This is a genomic window from Bacteroides sp. 3_2_5, assembly GCF_000159855.2.
GTDB lineage: Bacteria > Bacteroidota > Bacteroidia > Bacteroidales > Bacteroidaceae > Bacteroides > Bacteroides fragilis.
The window spans coordinates 1,376,421-1,394,998 of the sequence record NZ_JH636044.1; the positions used below are offsets into that span (position 1 = coordinate 1,376,421).

At 43.1% G+C, this 18,578-nt stretch carries 12 protein-coding genes and 1 other RNA gene; 9 read left to right on the forward strand and 4 right to left on the reverse strand.

Features of this window, described 5'->3' with window-relative positions:
- Positions 1–13: 13 nt before the first annotated feature.
- Positions 14–1,168, reverse strand: coding sequence for a lactonase family protein (locus BSHG_RS12390; protein WP_005785546.1), 1,155 nt, complete (start codon positions 1,166–1,168; stop codon positions 14–16).
- Positions 1,169–1,361: 193 nt separating this feature from the next.
- Between BSHG_RS12390 and ssrA the strand changes: the two genes are divergently transcribed.
- The 5 genes from ssrA to BSHG_RS12365 all read left to right on the forward strand — a co-directional run bounded on the left by ssrA (position 1,362) and on the right by BSHG_RS12365 (position 7,908).
- Positions 1,362–1,759, forward strand: a transfer-messenger RNA (tmRNA) gene (gene ssrA, locus BSHG_RS21675).
- Between the two features lie 641 nt (positions 1,760–2,400).
- Positions 2,401–5,085, forward strand: coding sequence for a two-component regulator propeller domain-containing protein (locus tag BSHG_RS12380; RefSeq protein WP_008658928.1), 2,685 nt, complete (start codon positions 2,401–2,403; stop codon positions 5,083–5,085).
- 38 nt (positions 5,086–5,123) lie between these two features.
- Positions 5,124–6,140, forward strand: coding sequence for a DNA-binding response regulator (locus tag BSHG_RS12375; protein WP_008658929.1), 1,017 nt, complete (start codon positions 5,124–5,126; stop codon positions 6,138–6,140).
- 133 nt (positions 6,141–6,273) lie between these two features.
- Complete coding sequence (gene dinB / locus BSHG_RS12370; protein ID WP_008768057.1) at positions 6,274–7,368, forward strand: DNA polymerase IV; 1,095 nt, start codon at positions 6,274–6,276, stop codon at positions 7,366–7,368.
- Between the two features lie 111 nt (positions 7,369–7,479).
- Entirely contained in the window at positions 7,480–7,908 is a 429-nt protein-coding gene (locus tag BSHG_RS12365; protein WP_005785554.1) for a hypothetical protein, read from the forward strand.
- 122 nt (positions 7,909–8,030) lie between these two features.
- On the opposite strand, the gene BSHG_RS12360 is transcribed toward BSHG_RS12365, so the two are convergent.
- Both BSHG_RS12360 and BSHG_RS12355 read right to left on the reverse strand, forming a co-directional pair.
- Positions 8,031–10,709 carry a transglutaminase domain-containing protein gene (locus BSHG_RS12360; RefSeq protein WP_032497451.1) on the reverse strand — a complete coding sequence of 893 codons (2,679 nt, stop codon included), beginning with the start codon at positions 10,707–10,709 and terminating at the stop codon, positions 8,031–8,033.
- Positions 10,710–10,948: 239 nt separating this feature from the next.
- Positions 10,949–12,544 carry a YfcC family protein gene (locus BSHG_RS12355; RefSeq protein ID WP_008658934.1) on the reverse strand — a complete coding sequence of 532 codons (1,596 nt, stop codon included), beginning with the start codon at positions 12,542–12,544 and terminating at the stop codon, positions 10,949–10,951.
- A 219-nt stretch (positions 12,545–12,763) separates the two neighbouring features.
- Here BSHG_RS12355 and BSHG_RS23635 point away from each other — a divergent pair, with 219 nt between their 5' ends.
- From BSHG_RS23635 to BSHG_RS12340, 4 genes are all read left to right on the forward strand, one after another.
- A complete protein-coding gene (locus tag BSHG_RS23635; RefSeq protein WP_005775876.1) occupies positions 12,764–12,898 on the forward strand; it encodes a hypothetical protein in 135 nt (44 codons plus the stop codon).
- Between the two features lie 164 nt (positions 12,899–13,062).
- Complete coding sequence (locus BSHG_RS12350) at positions 13,063–13,446, forward strand: hypothetical protein (RefSeq protein ID WP_005795790.1); 384 nt, start codon at positions 13,063–13,065, stop codon at positions 13,444–13,446.
- Between the two features lie 143 nt (positions 13,447–13,589).
- Complete coding sequence (locus tag BSHG_RS12345) at positions 13,590–14,027, forward strand: LapA family protein (RefSeq protein WP_005785562.1); 438 nt, start codon at positions 13,590–13,592, stop codon at positions 14,025–14,027.
- An 11-nt stretch (positions 14,028–14,038) separates the two neighbouring features.
- Positions 14,039–15,253 (forward strand): sodium ion-translocating decarboxylase subunit beta, encoded by a 1,215-nt coding sequence (locus BSHG_RS12340; protein ID WP_008658937.1) that lies wholly within the window; start codon positions 14,039–14,041, stop codon positions 15,251–15,253.
- Between the two features lie 434 nt (positions 15,254–15,687).
- Here the strand turns inward: BSHG_RS12340 and BSHG_RS12335 are convergent, their stop codons facing one another.
- Entirely contained in the window at positions 15,688–18,546 is a 2,859-nt protein-coding gene (locus BSHG_RS12335) for a TolB family protein (protein WP_008658938.1), read from the reverse strand.
- Between the last annotated feature and the right edge of the window lie 32 nt (positions 18,547–18,578).

Sequence of the window (18,578 nt, forward strand, 5' to 3'; positions counted from 1 at the left end):
CCTTCTTTTTCTATCAGTCTACAAATTTCAGGCAAACAGGTTTATCTACTTTTATATCTTTCTTGATATCAGTTAATAATCCGGTAGCCTGATCTCTTTCAAATATTTGAATGACATTGGTGTCGCGGCAAGCTACCAATAAGTATTTGCCGTTGGGAGTGATGATAAAGTTGCGTGGATGGATTCCCGTTAACTGATAACCTACCTTGGTTAGGGTACCGTTGGTCTCATCAACTTTAAAGATAGCTACTCCGTCTGCTTTCAAGCGGTTGCTGGCATAGAGATATTTTCCGTCCGGGCTAAGGTGGATGTCACCGCTTCCCTGTGCGTTTACAGTGTCAGCCGCAACAGTTTGAATTTCGTCCAACATTCCGTCAGCATATCGAAAAGCGATTACCGTCCCTCCGATTTCATTAATAAGGTAGGCAAACTTACCGTCTGAATTGAATATCAGATGCCGGGGGCCGGAACCGGGAGCAACTTTAAAAGCTTCCGGGGTACCTTTTGTGAGGAATTTCTCTTTGTTATCGGCATTGGCATTAGGGTTGATATTGAATTTATGTATCTGATCGGTACCTAAGTCGTCTGCCAGTAAATATTTACCGTCGGGGGTAATACGTACACAGTGTAGGTGAGGCATTGTCTGCCGTTCTTTGTCCGGACCGGAACCTTTAAATTCGATTACGTCTGAGGCGGGTAGCAATGCTCCGTCTTGTCCGATAGGAAAGACGGTAATACTTCCACCGCTATAATTGGCTGTGACGATGTTCTTTCCGTTGGTGGTCAGATAGCACGGATCGGCTCCCATTGTTTTTTGTGTATTCAATAAGTGTAGAGTTCCTTTTTCTTTGTCGAAGGCAAAGGCGCTGACTGCGGCCTGGTCTTTGCTAAATTCATTGACGGAGTAGACAAACTTTCCGTCCGCTGATGGAATGAGGTATGAAGGGTTTGCTACTTCCGCATCACTCAGTGGGAGCGATTCTCCGGTTTCTTCGTTGAATCGGAAAGTATAGATGCCTTTGCTGTTGCCGGAAGTGTAAGTTCCGACCAGCATTGTTAATTCACTGTCAGTGGTTGACGGATCTGTCGGCTGAGCTGTTGTCTTTTTGGGGGAGCAACTGGCTACAATCATACCGGCAGCACAGATACTAATGATTTTCTTGACCATAATGAATAGATGTTGTTTTGAGATTTTGTTGGTTGTCTTTGTTACATTCTGAAAATACAAAGTTAGTATAATCTCCTGTGTTTCTTTCCGGAATGAATAAAATATCTAAAATCCACCCTCTTTTTCTTTCTATATGACGAATATTATCTATCTTTGCACCTACATAAGTGGTTACCACTTCCTCATTTCAAAAGGGGTTGACTGGTTTTGACAGCGGGCAGAAATGGTGGGTAAGCATGCAGTGCGTCGGTGATTTGCACTTTAATCTCAGTTATCAAAATTTTATCTGGCGAAACTAATTACGCTCTTGCTGCTTAATCGAATCATAGTAGATTAGCTTAATCCAGGCACCAGGTGCCAGGACGAGACATCACTCGGAAGCTGTTGCTCCGAAGCATTCCGGTTCAGTGGTGCAGTTACATCGGGGATAGTCAGAAGTGGCCTTGCGCTTCTGATGAAACTTTAAAGGATAAGGCAGGAATTGATGGCTTTGGTTCTGCTCCTGCACGAAAAACTTAGGCAAAGATAAGCATGTAGAAAGCTTATGATTTCCTCGTTTGGACGAGGGTTCGAATCCCTCCAGCTCCACTTTATGACAAAAAGGTCCTCCTGAACTTATAAATTCAGGGGGACTTTTTGGGTTAATAAGATCCCAATTGTCCGGGTTATAAAGTTCTTCTCTAACGTAAGTTGTTGAAATATATTGGATTAACTTCATTTTATCCCCAATTATTTGTCCGGGTAATTTATTTTGTTTTTTAAAATAAACACTCTACATTTGGCTTCGGAGTAATTTGTCATAGAGAATCGACAAATGAAAAACAATCTGATTCCAAGTCTGGTTAAGGAAATTATTGTCTACCCATATTTGTTCCTAATTCATATTCTGGAAAATGCCCCGTTAATCTGTCTTTTTTTATTAGAAACCATATTTGGAAAACAAATTGAATATTATCCCGTTCTAATGTAGATCAGATTGATTTTTCATGTAAGTCACCTCTCTCAATGTCTTGTTACTAATAAATAAACTATGTGAACATCTCATTGCTGTTATTTTGTTAATATCCACTACGATAACTGAGAGGGATTTAAAGCGTGTAGGAGCGCTACAAATCCGATCACCTCCTTACGTGACGTGAAGAAGGTAGTATTTCTTTTCCCCCCCTCGCTACCTCTTGTTTGATTCTTGCTTTTTATAAACTACTCCATTTAAATTATAACAAACAAATAGAATGAAATATATTATATACTTCATGATGATGTTGTATGGTTCATTATGTCATGCCATCGTTTGCAAACACATTGTAGAAAGAAGTGAAACGAATACTCGTAAAGTGTATCAGATCCAAAGGGATGCTCTGGGTTATATGTGGTTTATGAACCATGCCGGAATCAGTCGGTTTGATGGGACCAAGCTAAAACACTATAAACTGCCGGCCGAAGGGCGAACCATGGATTATTATATGGGCAATTGCCGGTTGCTTACAGATAATCGGAATGGGTTGTGGGTAGTCACCCGTAATGGATATTTATGGATGTACAATCCATCATTGGATAAATTCGAATGCAGGAATCATCTGGTTATTCCGAATGATGTTTCCCTTCATTTTCTCTGCGTAGATAACAGTAGTCATATCTGGTTTTCTGTCGGAAACCGGTTGATAGCCTATCAAATACTATCCAATACTTTTCATCGGGTGGATCATAGCCTGGCAACGATTTCCTGTATGGTAGAGGTGGCTCCGGGAGAGTATTTTGTAGGTTCGGATGAAGGGCTGTTCGGAATTACAATAAAGAATTATGCCGTCGACAGGCAAACCGGAGAATTGTCCGGTAAAAGATGTAGCCGGATACATGAAATACTTTTTCATCCTTATACCCAAAGATTGGTTGTGTTTGATTATTCGGAAGGATTAGGGGTATGGGATATGAAGTCGGAGCAATTGGTTGGTACTTGGAACCGATTGTTGAATAGTCGGGTCAGTGGTCTGAGGATATGGGATGACCGGACTGTTTTGGTAGCTACAGATGGTGAGGGAATATTTCGTATGGATATCGTTAATCCGGATATTACATCTTTTATACAAACTGATTTTGAGAATGATAATTCAATTCGTACCAACCGGATTGCTGACGTGTTTGTAGATGATCAGAAACTTATCTGGGTGGCGGATTATCCGGAAGGCGTATCAATGATCGATGTGGAATCTCCTGATGATTATAAATGGTACAGGGCACGGTCCGGGGACAGTCATTCACTGACCAACAATCGGGTAAATGCGGTCCTGCATGATTCGGATGGGGATGTCTGGTTTGCAACGGATCACGGTATCAGTTGTTTTCATCCGTCGACAGGCTTATGGAACCGGATTGTTACGCCTCTTCCTTGTCAGATGTATACTGCATTGTGTGAAGTAAAGCCAGGAGAGATATGTGCCGGGAACTATGTACACGGTTTGTTCTTCATCCGAAAGCAAAGTAATTATTCGGTTACACCGTATGTACGTATTTCGGGAGTAAACGCATTGTGTCGTAAGGATAAAGACGGTTTTTGGATTGGAACGGATGAAGGGGTGTTTTTTTATTGTCCGGAAAACGATAGTATCGTGGAGGTAAAACGCTTGTCCGGTTTACACATTCATGCTTTGCATCAGTCCGATGATTGTCTTTATATTGGGACTGAAGGAAACGGATTAATGGTCTATCATCCGGAGCATGAGCAGATGGATACGGTTGCTGCTTTAGGAACCGGTAATGTATATGCTGTTTGGTCGGATGATAGCAGGCGGTTAATGGGAAGCAGTGATGGGTTTGCTTTCTCGCTCGATCTTGTACAACATTCATATTACAGGTTTCTGAGTAAAGGAATTCGGATTACATCGGGTACTTTCTTAGGTAATGGAAGATACATTTTGGGCACCTATCAAGGCGCAATTGAGTATGATAAACAAGAGGCTCGACCGCTGCGTAAAGCTTGTTTGGGATTTTACTTGGACGAACTTCGGGTTTTGGACAAAGAGGTGACCGTCGAAACGGAGAATTCTCCATTGAAGAAAGCTCTGAACTGTACAGCTACGTTACAGTTGGAGCACAATGAAAATACTTTTTCGTTTACGGCTACTGCCATTCGCTATACTGAAAAGCAGGACATAGCTTACAGTTGGAAACTTGATCATACGGATTGGAGTACTCCGTCTGTAGATAATAGAATTCGTTTTTCGAACCTTCCTCCGGGTGAATATATCTTTTCTGTGCGGGCGTTATCCATTGATAACGGTCGGCCGTTTGCGCAAAGAAATATGCACATCATCATTCGTCAACCCCTTTGGAAGACAGGTGGAGCTTTCTTTTGTTACGGTCTTTTGGCACTTATATTGGGCTCTCTGGCCGTACGTTCATGGTTCGTATGGCAAGACAGAAACCTTTCAAGAGAACAAGTACGGTTGTTTGTGAATACGACACGTAACCTTTGTCTGCCACTTACACTGATAAAAGTTCCTTTGGAATATCTTTATGAAAAGTCATCTTCCGAACTTGTTAGTAACGTATTGCAACAGATAAAGGGAGTGAACAATTTATTGGCTGAGCTGGAAAATATCAGTCGTGTTTCTGCTGCTCCGGGGCGTCTGTCGCTTGCCGACTATGAGTTATCCATATTCTTGAAAGAGACAGTAGCCCGAATTAGAGATTATATCAGCGAGAAGGACATTATGCTCCGTTGGACGGAAGAGCCTGCCTTTGCTACCGTATGCCTCGATAAGGATAAGATGTCTGCCATTCTTAGAAACCTGTTAATGGCTTTTACAGACAGTATGGATCGAGGTGGCGAAATTCTTCTGAGTACTTCGTGTAACAATCAAAAGTGGGAGTTGAGGCTGGAATCTGAGGATAACGGGTTTCTTAAAAAAAAATTCTAAATTATAAAGGGTTCGTTTCGGGAGGTTCTTCCGAGACAATGAGTTGGTTATTTATACGTAAATTAATCTGTTTGCATAAAGGTAAAATCAAATTTGCTTATAAAGAAGAACAAAAACTGGTGCTTATTTTAATTTTTCCTATTGTCATCCGGCAATCGGAAAGAGTTTCTGAATTCTCTGGGATATTATCCGTACCGGAGGTCTCCACAGGGAATAGTGAGTTGTTGTCGGTTACCGGAATGCTGCCGGCAGTGAAAACTTCTGAGCAGAAACGTCCGGATAAGAAAAAAGAGAAACATTCTCTGGTATTGGTTGAAAGGAATAAGGATTTGTGCAATTATCTTGTGCAAATCCTGATGAAGGAGTATAAGATTGTGTCTGTTTGTGATGCGGAGGCGGCCTTTGAGACTGTGTGTGAACAATGTCCGGATGCAGTACTGGCTTCTTCTGTTCTTACCCGTATTTCGGGTGAGGAACTTGCCGTTCGGATTAAATCGGATGACAGAGTAGCACATATTCCGGTAATATTGTTAGTGAAACCGGGAGAAGATGACCGGTACATTCAACGGAATGCCGATCTTTATGTGTGGATGCCTTTTGCCATATCATCTTTAAAGACTGAGATTGCAGCTTTGATTGCTAACCGGGAAATGATCCGTAAGAGGTATATTCGTTTGGCCTTGGGGGGTGAGGCCTCGGACCCTATCGATAAAGAGGTAGAGTCATCAGAAGGTGATCGGGAGTTTATCCGTCAGGTGAGAAGTCTGATTGAAGAGAGGATGACCGATTCCGGATTTAAGATTGGTGAACTGAGCGACTGCATGAATATGAGTCGTTCGAGTTTTTATAATAAGATTAAGGAGATAACCGGGCATGCTCCTGCGGACTATGTGCGTAATGTGCGGCTCAACAGAGCATTGGTTTTGTTAATGAGCAGAAAGTATACGGTGGCTGAGGTTGCGGATATGACGGGTTTCAGTGATCCTAAATACTTCGGGATCGTGTTTAAGAAATATTATGGGGGCTCACCGACGAAGTATATAAACAATTTATAGACCGACAGAAGACCGGTAAGGGAGCCACCTTACCGGTCTTCATTTTATTAACTAATCCGGTCGACTGGATTGAGAGAATTACTCTTATCTTTGCTATCCGAAAGGAGAACTGCGATGCAGAAGGATTGCAGAGATGAATGAACGTAAAATTATACATATCGATATGGATGCCTTTTATGCTTCTGTGGAGCAAAGGGATCATCCTGAATTGCGTGGTAAACCGCTTGCCGTGGGGCATGCCGAGGAGCGGGGAGTAGTAGCGGCAGCAAGTTATGAAGCTCGTCGTTATGGAGTTCGTTCGGCTATGTCGTCACAAAAGGCGAAACGTCTGTGTCCGCAATTGATTTTTGTTCCCGGACGGATGGAAGTGTATAAATCCGTTTCCCGTCAGGTACACGAAATATTTCATGAGTATACCGATCTGATTGAACCTCTGTCATTGGATGAAGCGTTTCTTGATGTGACGGAGAATAAGCAGGGGATCTTGCTGGCTGTGGATATAGCTAAAGCTATCAAGCAACGTATCCGTGAAGAACTGAGCCTGGTGGCATCGGCAGGCGTGTCGTATAATAAATTTCTGGCTAAAATAGCTTCGGACTTTCGTAAACCCGACGGACTTTGTACTATTCATCCTGATCAGGCAATCGATTTCATTGCCCGTTTGCCTATTGAGTCATTTTGGGGAGTAGGGCCGGTGACTGCCCGGAAGATGCATTTACTGGGGATACACAATGGACTTCAGTTACGGGAGTGTTCGTCTGAAATGCTGGTACGTCAGTTTGGTAAAGTGGGACTGCTTTATTATGATTTTGCACGTGGAGTCGATCTTCGACCGGTAGAAGCAGTGAGAATACGTAAATCAATCGGATGTGAGCATACATTGGAGAAAGACATCCATGTAAGATCGTCTGTGATTATAGAGCTTTATCACGTAGCTACGGAGCTTGTAGAGCGATTGCAGCAGAAAGAGTTCCGGGGAAATACACTAACTCTGAAGATCAAGTTTCATGATTTTAGCCAGATAACACGAAGCATGACACAGGCACAGGAACTTACGAATCTTGAGAGAATCTTGCCCCTTGCCAAACAATTGCTGAAAGAGGTGGAGTATGAGCAGCATCCCATTCGCTTGATCGGGCTTTCGGTATCGAATCCGAGAGAAGAAGCGGATGAACATCGGGGAGTATGGGAACAACTGAGTTTTGAATTTAGTGATTGGGGAAAATAGTTAAAGGTGGAATCCTAAGAAAAAAATAGTTGCATGATCGTATTTGTCCGGCATTATTTTTATATATTTGGAAGTAATATCATATTGAGAACTAATAAATTATAAGGAACTATGAGCTTGCATAAATATTCGATTGTTTTATTGGCATTATTGGCGTTACTCTGCAGTTGCCATGATGAAGATAAAGGAGATATCCCACAGTCCGATGAGCGAACCGCAGATTTTATTGTGAAATATAAGGATGATTTCGGAATACATACGGATTATAAAGCTAAGGTATATATCTATTATGGAATATATTCAATGGATATTGTAGGCTTTCATTATCTTCCGGACGGGGTGCTGGATCATGAAGGGAAAGAAATAACTCCTGACATCCGTCTATCTGCTGATGGAAAAGAAGATATAACCTTGTTATTGGATAATGCTGAAAAGGTAACGGTTATTGTTGAAAGCTCCTATTATGAGGGAAGAGTGGGAATAACAAGTTACTCTCCGGGCGACACACCTATAAAAGGGATATTTACGTTTGGGGAATAGTGAACGGTATGGAGGGAATCTTTGATGTCTGTTTCTATTTCATGATATATTAAAAAAGGAAGAAGTCTGAACTTCTTCCTTTTTTAATGGAGGATATGTTTCAGGCAAGTGCCCGTTTTATTCTATAATCCATGGATTACTTTCATTAACTGTTCGCCCAATCCGATGGTATAACCTTGTGACACGAAGACTACCCGGTTGAATGTATCACCGATAATAAACATGGGCAGGATGGTGCTGTTTGGCAACTTCATCGATTCGGCAATTTGTTTCTGGATCGCTCCATCTACGTCGATACCATAGGTAATGGTTGAAGGCAATCCGGGGAATTCTGACGGGCGGAACTTTTTGTACTGTTCTTCACTAGGGAAGAGCAACACCATTTTGCGTCCCCATTTTTCAAATTCACCGCTTAAAGCTGCAATATCCCGAAGGGCATGGTTAGTGGGTTCTTGTCCGGCTCCCAGCACTGCTACAACGTAGTATCCCCGGCCACAAGTCTGAAGAATACTTTGCGGTTCGGAGGTTCCTATAGGCAGATAAGTCGATTCGGAATTAAAATTACCAATTACTTGTACCTGGTCTTTGCTTTCGCGCATGACCAGATCGACAGTTGTTGTCTTTCCCTCTTCAATGGTGAAGAAAGTCACATTAGCCAATACAGCTCCGCTTGCCATGCGAGTACCGGTTACCATCATATAGTATCCTGTGTCCAGGCGTGTACCATTCTTCAGCAAGTTCGACCAGGTGGCTCCTCCACCCATATCTACGTCACCTTCGTCGTAGTTGAGGAGTTGGAAGGTTCCATTGCGGAACTTTGAGAGGGTGAAGTGTGAATAGTATTTTGGATCACTCAACGAAGGGATCGGCCGGTAGCGGGCTACGAGCGTTCCGGTTGGTGCCTGCGTTTGCTGTGCGGCTTCAAAATCGACATCATAGACCTTGCCGTTCTTGAGGTTGTTGTCATTGAAAGTCCGATATTGAATCTTGCCGGTCACTTCATCTATCCAGGCAGGAATACCCAGGCTACGGGCCATGGATACAAAGAAAATGTTACGGGATTTCTCGTCTGCTACCCGGGCTTTCCATACACCCATTGGTGACATTGGTATACGTTGTGAGTTTAATTCGTTATTGATTGTGATCTCTTTTTTACACCATTCTACCAAAGCTTGTGGATTTTTGCGGAAGGCTTCTGCTTCACTTGCCGGAATCTCTTTCCGGAAGAATGCTTTGTAAGGAGTGATCATTTCATTGGCTACACGCGGGTTCAGTACGTTGCTACAGAAATCTTCAGAAGCGGGCAGGCCGGAGTTATTCAGATGGTCGTTCAATACTTCCGGGCTTACGTCTCTCAGGTCTTTGGCCGAGATTACTTTCAACAGGCTGATAGCCTGACCGGCCTTATCGGCTTTTACAGCATCAGAAAGGAAATCGGTTAAAGTCTGGTGGTTACCTCTGGAAGCTATCAGTAAGCGTACTGTTTCGGTTTCATCCAGCTTATTTTCTTTGGCAAAAGTCCGAGCTTGCTCTTCGGTAATGAAAGTGGCTACGTATGCGTTGCGGATAGAATCTTCCTGTGCCATGCGCCGATCATTTTCAGTACGTTGTTCCGGAGTCACTTCGGGCAGGTTGGCGCCTTCGGCAGGAGGAACGATGTCCAGTGGAAGAGAATAGGTTTCACCGGCGTTTTTGTCCAGTGTGATCTTCAGTTCATTGTCTTTGCCGAATGATAGTTTAGAATAACCGAACCGTCCGTCTTTGGAGGCCCATACCAACATATCACCCTTGCCGGCAGTCAATGATGCATGCCCGCTCTGGTCTGTATGTTTGGTGGCCACCGTATAAAATTCAGCGTAGTTATAGACCTTGAACTCTACGGTAGCATCGGCTACCGGCTGACCTTCGGCATCTGTCACGAGTACGGAACCTTTGGCAGTCGGAGCATAATTGTCAATCACGTTGATCTCTGTATAATTCGGAGTTTCGTACATGATTTCTTCTTGTCCGGTATAGCGTCCGAATACCTTTGTATGCATCAGCATACCACGACTGGCGGGAGCATTAAACCAACCCAGGTTCAAAACCGGTTCCGGTTCACAGGCACCAAAGAAATACCATTTGCCATCTACCCAGGCTTCTACCCATGCATGGTTGTCGTCGGTATGTGCCCAACGCGGAGTATATACCTGTCGTGCCGGAATACCTACCGAGCGAAGAGCTGCTACGGTGAAGGTGGATTCTTCACCACAGCGACCATAAGCGGTTTTTACGGAAGCGAGTGGAGAACTCGTACGGGCATCACTTGGGGTGTAGATTACCTTTTCGTGGCACCAGTGGTTTACCTCGAGTACAGCGTCGTGCAATGACAGATTCTTCACACGGTCTTTCAGTTCATTGTAAAACACCCGGCGTGAGTCATCCAGGTTTTCATTGTTTACCCGAATGGGGAGCACAAAATGACGGAATACGTCATCGGGGATTTCTTTTCCCCAAGGCATTTCCTGACGTGCCTGATCGGAGAGTCTGACATTTTCCAGATAGTAGTCGCCTGTATAATCCGTTACGTCACCTGTAGGCATGTAGGCATAGAGGAACATTAAAGCCTCTTGTTCGGGAATGGTGAGCTTTTCATTAAACACTGCAAACAATTCTCCATTGGGAAGTTGCTGCTTCTTCATTTCAAAATCTTGCGTCACTTGGTTTCGGTAAGCCACATCTTTCAGGAAATGGGACTCACTGCATGAAAAGAACGCAACCGACAACATCGGAATGATTAGAAAGCGGGTTAGGGTTTTCATACAATTTGTTGTTAAGTAAGGCCTCACCCCCGTTCCTCTCTTAAGGAGAGGGGGGAGTGAATGCTTTTGGTTCATATATTTAGTTTTGATTTCTTTCTCTTTTTGTTTCATCTTTCCGGAATTACTGTTTTCTACTTTAATCTTTCGGTATCTTTATGGTCATTTATGAAAATTCTGGTTTACATTCTTCGGAGTCCGGCTCTTTTCCATTTTCCGGGTGAAGGAAAGAGAACGGAACTCTAAAATCCATTCAATGGGAAAAGTACCGTGGGAATCAGTAGTACCATTCCTAGGATAATGAATAAAAGAAGTATCTTCCAGAACCATTTTACCCAAATCTCATAAGGTATGCGGGCAATGCCTAAGGCACCCATCAATACAGCAGAAGTAGGGGTGATCATATTGGTAAATCCGTCACCAAACTGATAAGCCATTACCGTAGCTTGCCGCGAAAGTCCGATGACATCGGAAAAGGGTGCCATGATAGGCATGGTTAACGCTGCTTTGGCGGACCCGGAAGGGATAATCAGGTTAATGAGTGTCTGTATCAGATACATCACCCCCAAAGATACTATTTTTCCAGCTTCTCCCATCAGTGAAGCCAAAGAATGTAAAATGGGGTCGATGATATGTCCGTCTTGCAGTATTTGAATAATCCCTCCGGCCAGTCCCACAACTATGGCGGCCGACAACATGTCTTTGGCTCCATCCATGAATTGCTTGATGATAGCATCTGCATGTTCACTATTGGCAAACCCCGAAAGAATGCCCATTGCCAGAAAGATGGCGGATATTTCCGGTAAATACCAGCCATGACCCATGACACCGATAATCAGGAAAAGAATAGTGAATGCGAGTAAGGTCAATATAAAGAACTGGTTGGATTTGCGTAAACCCAGCCAACCGAAAACTGCAAACAAGATAGATAAGGTGGGAACTGCATAGCAGGTGACTGATGCTTCACCTACTGAAAAAGTACTGATCGGGTAGATGATGGAGAACAACCCCAAGGACACGAGTAACAATAGGTATACGATCCATGCTTGGCGAGTCGTTACATGGGATATCTCTCCACAGCTTTCTTTTTCCCGTTTCCGCCAATAAGCGTCAGCATGATACATAGGTGATTTTTCCGGATGCTTTTTGACGACAGCGGCATATCTGAGTACGCAAACAATCAGGGCGGTGGTCAGTACCAGCCAACAAAACATACGGTATTCAAATCCGGAGAACAACGGGAGATCAGACAAACCTTGCGCAATGCCGATCGTAAAAGGATTCAGTACTGCACCGGAAAAGCCGATATGGGCAGCTACGTATACCATACACAGCCCGGTGATGGAGTCATATCCCATTGATATGGCAAGTGGGACAATGATGATGACGAAGGCCAGTGTCTCTTCACTCATACCGAATACGGAACCGAAAAGGCTGAAAAGGATGATGACTAAGGATATCACTACATTGTTTACTCCCAGTATTTTGATCAGTCGGTGTTTTTCAAGTCCTTTCGTGAAATTCAGAAATGAAAAAATGCCGGTATCAATAGCACGGCTGCTATTCATTATTTGAAAGGCACCTCCCATAATCAGTAAGAAAGCTATAATCCCTGCCTGACGTTCGAAGCCTTCAAGAAGGGAGCTGAACACTTGCCAGGTCTGGGGCGTCTGTTCTACCCGGTGGAAAGAATGGTCTACAATGACAGTGCGGGAAATACCGTTTACGTCGATTGTCTCTCGCATATATTCTCCGGCAGGAATGATCCAGGAAAGCACTGCACAGAGTAGAATGACCGAAGAAATGATGGTGTATGTGTGGGGTATCCGTTTGAGCATAGTCGTTTTTCTTGATAAAGCGCAAAGTTATGCAATATATTTGTAATATACACTTGCCAAATCAGGCCTTATAAAAAGAAAAATCAACTAACGATACACTTTTCTTATGTTTTAGAACATATTTTCGAAAACATTTCGTATCTTTGCAGTGTTAATAAAGAAAACAAGATGTAAAACCGCTCTTCAAAACGTGGAGAGCAAAAAAAGAGGACCAAAATTATGAAAAAGAATGCAAATGAAATTATGATGTTGCAGTATCGTATCAAACGTTACCAAGCAATGGGAAATGGAACAATGTGCCAGCTGTTAAATGGCAAACTTCAAAAACTGCTTGCAAAGCAGGTTACCATGTAATTAAACACAATCTATATTATATGAATAAGAAGCGGGGAATCGGATGATTCTCCGCTTTTTTTGTCATTTATCCGTTTATATCCGGAACAATCATTATAAAATATTCGTTAATTAGACAACGAATTCTATTTTTTCTCAAATTTATTGCTACGTTTGCAACTACTATGATAAAGTACATATTCTGCATATTGATAGGTATCTTTTTTGTGTATGGAGCCGGTTATACCGCTTCTATAGAAGAAGCTGCAGAACTTCCCGCCGAAGTTACTGCCACCTTTGTATCACAATATGCCGGAGACCATTCTTTATTTAATGATGAGACGGCTGAATCCAAAGTGTGTGATGCTATTCTTCCCCATAGTTCTTTTTCACGGGAACTAAGTTCTTCCAAAATTTTGAAACTCAAATTGCAGACTGCTATCCGGCTGCTCAATGCCTCACTTTTCCATCAATCGGAGAGGGGAGATACTTATCCGGACTTCAATCATAACTTCATTAAATATTCCAGCGGGTATTATGTATACTCGTTAGAGCATATCCTGATTTAGCTTTCCGATTCTACACTTCTGTATTGAAGTGATTGGGTAACCCCATTTATCCATTCCGATAAATGCCGGGAAGGTGCGTCTTGTATTTTCCGGCGGTCGGTATACATTGCATTTTATTTTTCAATCTAAAATCATACTGTGTTATGTTTAGCTTATTGTTATCCACTTTTGCCATGATGGGGCTTACCTTCGTCATTGGTTTTTTCGTTGCCGGGGTGATAAAGTTGATTGCCTCTGCAGCTGATTCGTTGGCTTTTTATAGTTCGCACCAGGAAGAATTGGCCCGGCTGAAGCGTATTCGGAAACTGCATCAGAAAGTAGCTACGTTAATAACTGAAAGTGCTCTGAGTGATGAGGAGTATGGCAGTGATGGGCGTGAAGACTTCAGCAGGGGGGTCACAAAACATCCCGGAGATAATCGTGGGTTTTATCATGGTGTCAGTCCCGGTGAATCGGAGAGAGGTTTAATGGATTATTTTTATCCGGAAGACACAAGAACGATGTTTCTTCGGAAAGAAGAACAGATGTTACAGCATGATAAAAAAAATAATAAGACATCCTCAACCAATAAAAAACAATAAATCTTGATAGTATGGAAAGTATAGACTTTGGAACCCTGTTTCAGGGATTTGGAACAATGATAGCCAGCGGATGGTTTCTGGCCAGTGCCCGTATGTTTTTAATAGCTTTGGGGTTTCTGCTCATTTATTTAGGCTGGAAAGGGGTACTCGAGCCAATGGTGATGATTCCGATGGGCCTGGGAATGGTAGCTATTAATTGTGGAACACTGATTATGCCCGACGGAACATTGGGGAATCTTTTTTTAGATCCGATGCTGTCGGATACCGACGCATTGATGAACACGATGCAGATTGACTTTCTGCAACCGGTATACACATTGACCTTTAGTAACGGATTGATAGCCTGCTTTGTATTTATGGGAATCGGTACATTGCTTGATGTGGGATTCCTATTGCAGAAACCGTTTGCCAGCATTTTTCTTGCTTTATGTGCTGAATTGGGTACATTCTTGACAGTGCCTATTGCTTCCGGTCTGGGACTGTCTTTAAAAGAAAGTGCTTCAGTGGCAATGGTAGGCGGAGCTGATGGTCCGATGGTTTTGTTTACATCGCTTGCTTTGGCCAAACACCTGTTTGTACCTATTACGGTGGTGGCTTATCTTTATCTGGGATTGACTTACGGGGGATATCCTTATTTGGTGAAATTACTGATTCCTAAATGTCTGCGTGCTATCAAGATGGTAGAAAAGAAAGCTCCTAAAAATTATGATGCGAAAGTGAAGCTGGCTTTTTCTGCAATCCTGTGTGCAGTATTGTGTTTCTTGTTTCCGGTTGCTTCACCATTGTTCTTTTCGCTATTCCTGGGAGTGGCAGTACGTGAATCCGGTATGAAGCATATATATGATTTTGTGAGCGGTCCGTTGCTCTATGGTTCTACTTTTATGTTAGGATTATTATTGGGTGTACTTTGCGACGCACATTTGTTACTCGATCCGAAGATTCTTAAACTGTTAGTATTAGGTATGCTTGCTTTGTTACTGTCGGGTATCGGAGGCATCATGGGAGGGTACATTATGTATTTCATTAAGAAAGGGAACTATAATCCGGTGATCGGCATTGCAGCCGTAAGCTGTGTACCCACTACGGCAAAAGTGGCTCAAAAGTTGGTAAGTAAAGATAATCCGAATTCTTTTATTTTGGGTGATGCATTAGGAGCCAACATTTCAGGAGTAATCACTTCGGCCATTATTACAGGCATTTATATAACGATTATACCTTATTTATAAATCGAAACTCACCACAAAGGACACAGAGTAACACGTAGGCGATTTTTAAGTTGATGATTATCATTGAAAAAAAGAATCTGTTATACTCTGTGTGCCGTGGTAAGAAGAGTGATGACACACCTTCTTGATAGGTAGATAGAGAACCTTCTATGCAAAGTGGCGGAGCGATGGGAGTAAACTTGCTTTTGACGGTTTTCATTCTTTGTCTTAGCGGTCTAGATACAAATCTTGCGTGCCAGGCTTTGTATCTCGGCTACCGAGATGTAAAGCCCGCGGTTGAAGATTGTATCCTGAGTTTAACCGTTTTAACCGGAAAGCCGGGCAAGAATGGTCAGGGCGTGAACGGAGTTTTATGTGTTTGTTTGACTGGATCCAGGCAAGTATACATGATATCTGTTGGGAAAATCAGTGCACAGACCATCTTGCACCCAATGTCAGAAACTGATTGAAAACAGTGCCTCTACTTGAAATTTGCCATAATCGATCGGCTGTATCAAGCGTATGCCTGTTGTAAGCGGATAACTCATTCGTAGTATATTCCAGTCGAAAATCAGATCGCCTCCGTATGAACTTTGGTTACTCCACCTACTTTTAGAACTGGCTTGATTGCGCGATAGATCATAAAAGAGGTTTGCACGCAACCGACGGATGTAAATAAGTGAGCCGATGCTCCAATCGGGTGACAGCAGGGGTAAAGCATAATCTGCTTTGAAGGCCCATTGTTGGCGGGTTTGATACTGGAAATGGTATCCTCGGGGTTTTTCCAAAAGATGTTTGGGAAGGTATAATGCTTTGTTGTCAAGATCCTGATACTGATAGCCGACACGGATCATCAGCCCATGATTCCTGATGATTCCCGGCCAGTAAGTAGTCAGGCGGGCGGCATACAGGCTTCCGTAATTTTCAGAATTGAATGGAGTCTTCAGGTATTGCAAACGTAATTGATAGCCTGTGCGGGGGAGAATGTCTCGCTGAGCTTTTCGTCTGTAATCATAGAATAGAATTTCCGGTAGGATATATTGGAAGTTATGGAATTTCCGACTGTGATATTCCTGATATTTATTATTGGTAAAATAATAAGTTAGAGCCGGTTGTATGCCTCGTATTCGTTGGTTGTGTGTTAAGTTAAAAGGGAGATAGACACGTGCTTCTGCTTCCACCAGATTTCGTTGGGTATAATGGCCCTGTGTAATGTCTTGCCCTTTGTCATTCTGTGTCCAGTCTACATTGAAAGCTTTATCACCATAGTCTACCGACAGGTTGATAACGGGGAACCAGCCTTGATAGATAAATGACAGTTTACCATGATGATAGCCTTTGTCTATATACCATCCGGCCTGCATGATGGCTGTGTTCAGGGTATTTTGGGACATCAGGGTTGCTCCGGGTTTTACTATTGTACTCAGATCACTGGCACCTGAGTTCATTGCCTCAGCCACATCATAATAGAAAGGGGCCCAGCTGTGAATTTTGAACGTATGTTCCGCTTTTCTATAACGTTTCGGATTGAAATCGACTGATGTCAGACGTGCCGAGTCCAGGTTGAATTGCTCTTGAGCGGCAAGTGTTTCAACAAATGGCATGGAAGCCGGCCGGTTGAGATCTGCCTTTTCAAAGAGCATACTGTCAGTCGGGAGTGAGGCAATGCGATATCCATCGGCTTGGTAATCAGAGAAGAACAAACGTCCGTCTGACGATCCAAAAGAAGGATCGAAAGCTCCGAAGCGGGCAGCTGTCATTCGGCGGACTTGTCCGTCTGCCGGATTGAGGCTGTAGATGTTGTTGGTGCCGTTGGCTCCCGATTCGAAAAAGATTTTTCCATCTTTCCAAACAGGAGAAGTGATATTGGCGGAAGCTGTTTTTAGCAGTTCTTTCCATATTCCGTTTCCGAAGTTGAATTGTAACAGGCGGATACCGGAATCTGCGACAGCTATCGAGATAATTGTGTCGCCTCCTGCAAATGTCAGTTCTTTGATAAATGCATTATCGGGAACGTCGAAAGCAGCGAGTTCATTACCTTTTTCTGCTTGTATCAGCACGAGTTGGTTTTTACCTTCGACTGTAGGACGTGAAACGGCAATGTGCTGTCCTTGCTCGTCAATGGCCGGGGATAAATAACGTTGTCGGGGAGTGAGGGTTTTTATGTTTTTCTTATCCAGATCATAGTACTTTATAATTGAGTAATTCTGGTGTGTCCAACGTAGTCCGGGTACTAGTTCGCTCCAGTAAACCCGGCCGTTTCGATAGCTCAAACGGCTATTAATACTACCTATATAGTCCAGATGTTTTTCTCTGCCATTATTGATGATCACTAAAGAGTTGATATCTTTCAATTCCGACTTTACGGCAATCACTATAGAATCGTTGATGGGTTGTGGGTATCGATAGGAGGTATAAGTCTCTTTTGCAGGTGATAGATATTGCGGGGACTGTGTACAAGTATCCTGTTTCTCCCACTCTGCACGCAGGAAGTCGAACGTATCATGTTGGAGACGCTTAAAACTACTGCCCGTATAATGCTTAAATGAACCTTCGAACAGTAGGTTCCGAATGTATCTACTGGTGCTTTTATCCCAAATATCGGCTCCGTAGCGTTGACGAGCATAAGAGGTCATATCAAACCCCAGTGCATAGTAGGTACCGGTATAGTTTTTGTAAGATCCCATTAGCCACTTGTCGAAGGAATAGTTCTTTTTTCCTCCTAACATTTGGGCACGGTAAACCATGTTAAATTCCGGTAGTCGTCCACGACCACCGTTAGACATGGCAGTCTCCGTACTTACGGCATCTCCTTCAAGAAACCATACCGGCAAGAAAAAAGAGGCTACTCCGGCTGCCTGTTCACCTATTATATAATAGAGCGGTTTGAAAATGCCGTGCATTACCTTTCCTGTCTGGAAAACATGGCGTGACTCGTGCAGTACCAGATGCTTATCCCAACTTTGGTTATTCAGATCCGAAGAAGGCGTTGTAATAAGTTCCATTCGTCGGGGAGCCCAGGATACCATTCCGTTGGATTGCATGTTGCCCGGATGAAGAATGACCGGAAACTTAGCTTTGATCGGTTTTCCAATGGTCTTTGACATGTGTGGATAAACATTCTCGAGAAAGAGGGCATAACGGTAAGCCATGGAATCGTTTCCTTGCGGATAAACCAGATTGTAGTGGGGTAATCTCGCGATATTCCATTTGAATTTAGCAGGATCCGAGCCGTAATCCATAAATTGAGCATGGAGTCGGAACGATGTCAGCAGGCAAATAAGTGAAAGAAACAGGTATTTTGATTTTAACATGAGCTGATTTTAAATGGTAATCTATCGCAAAG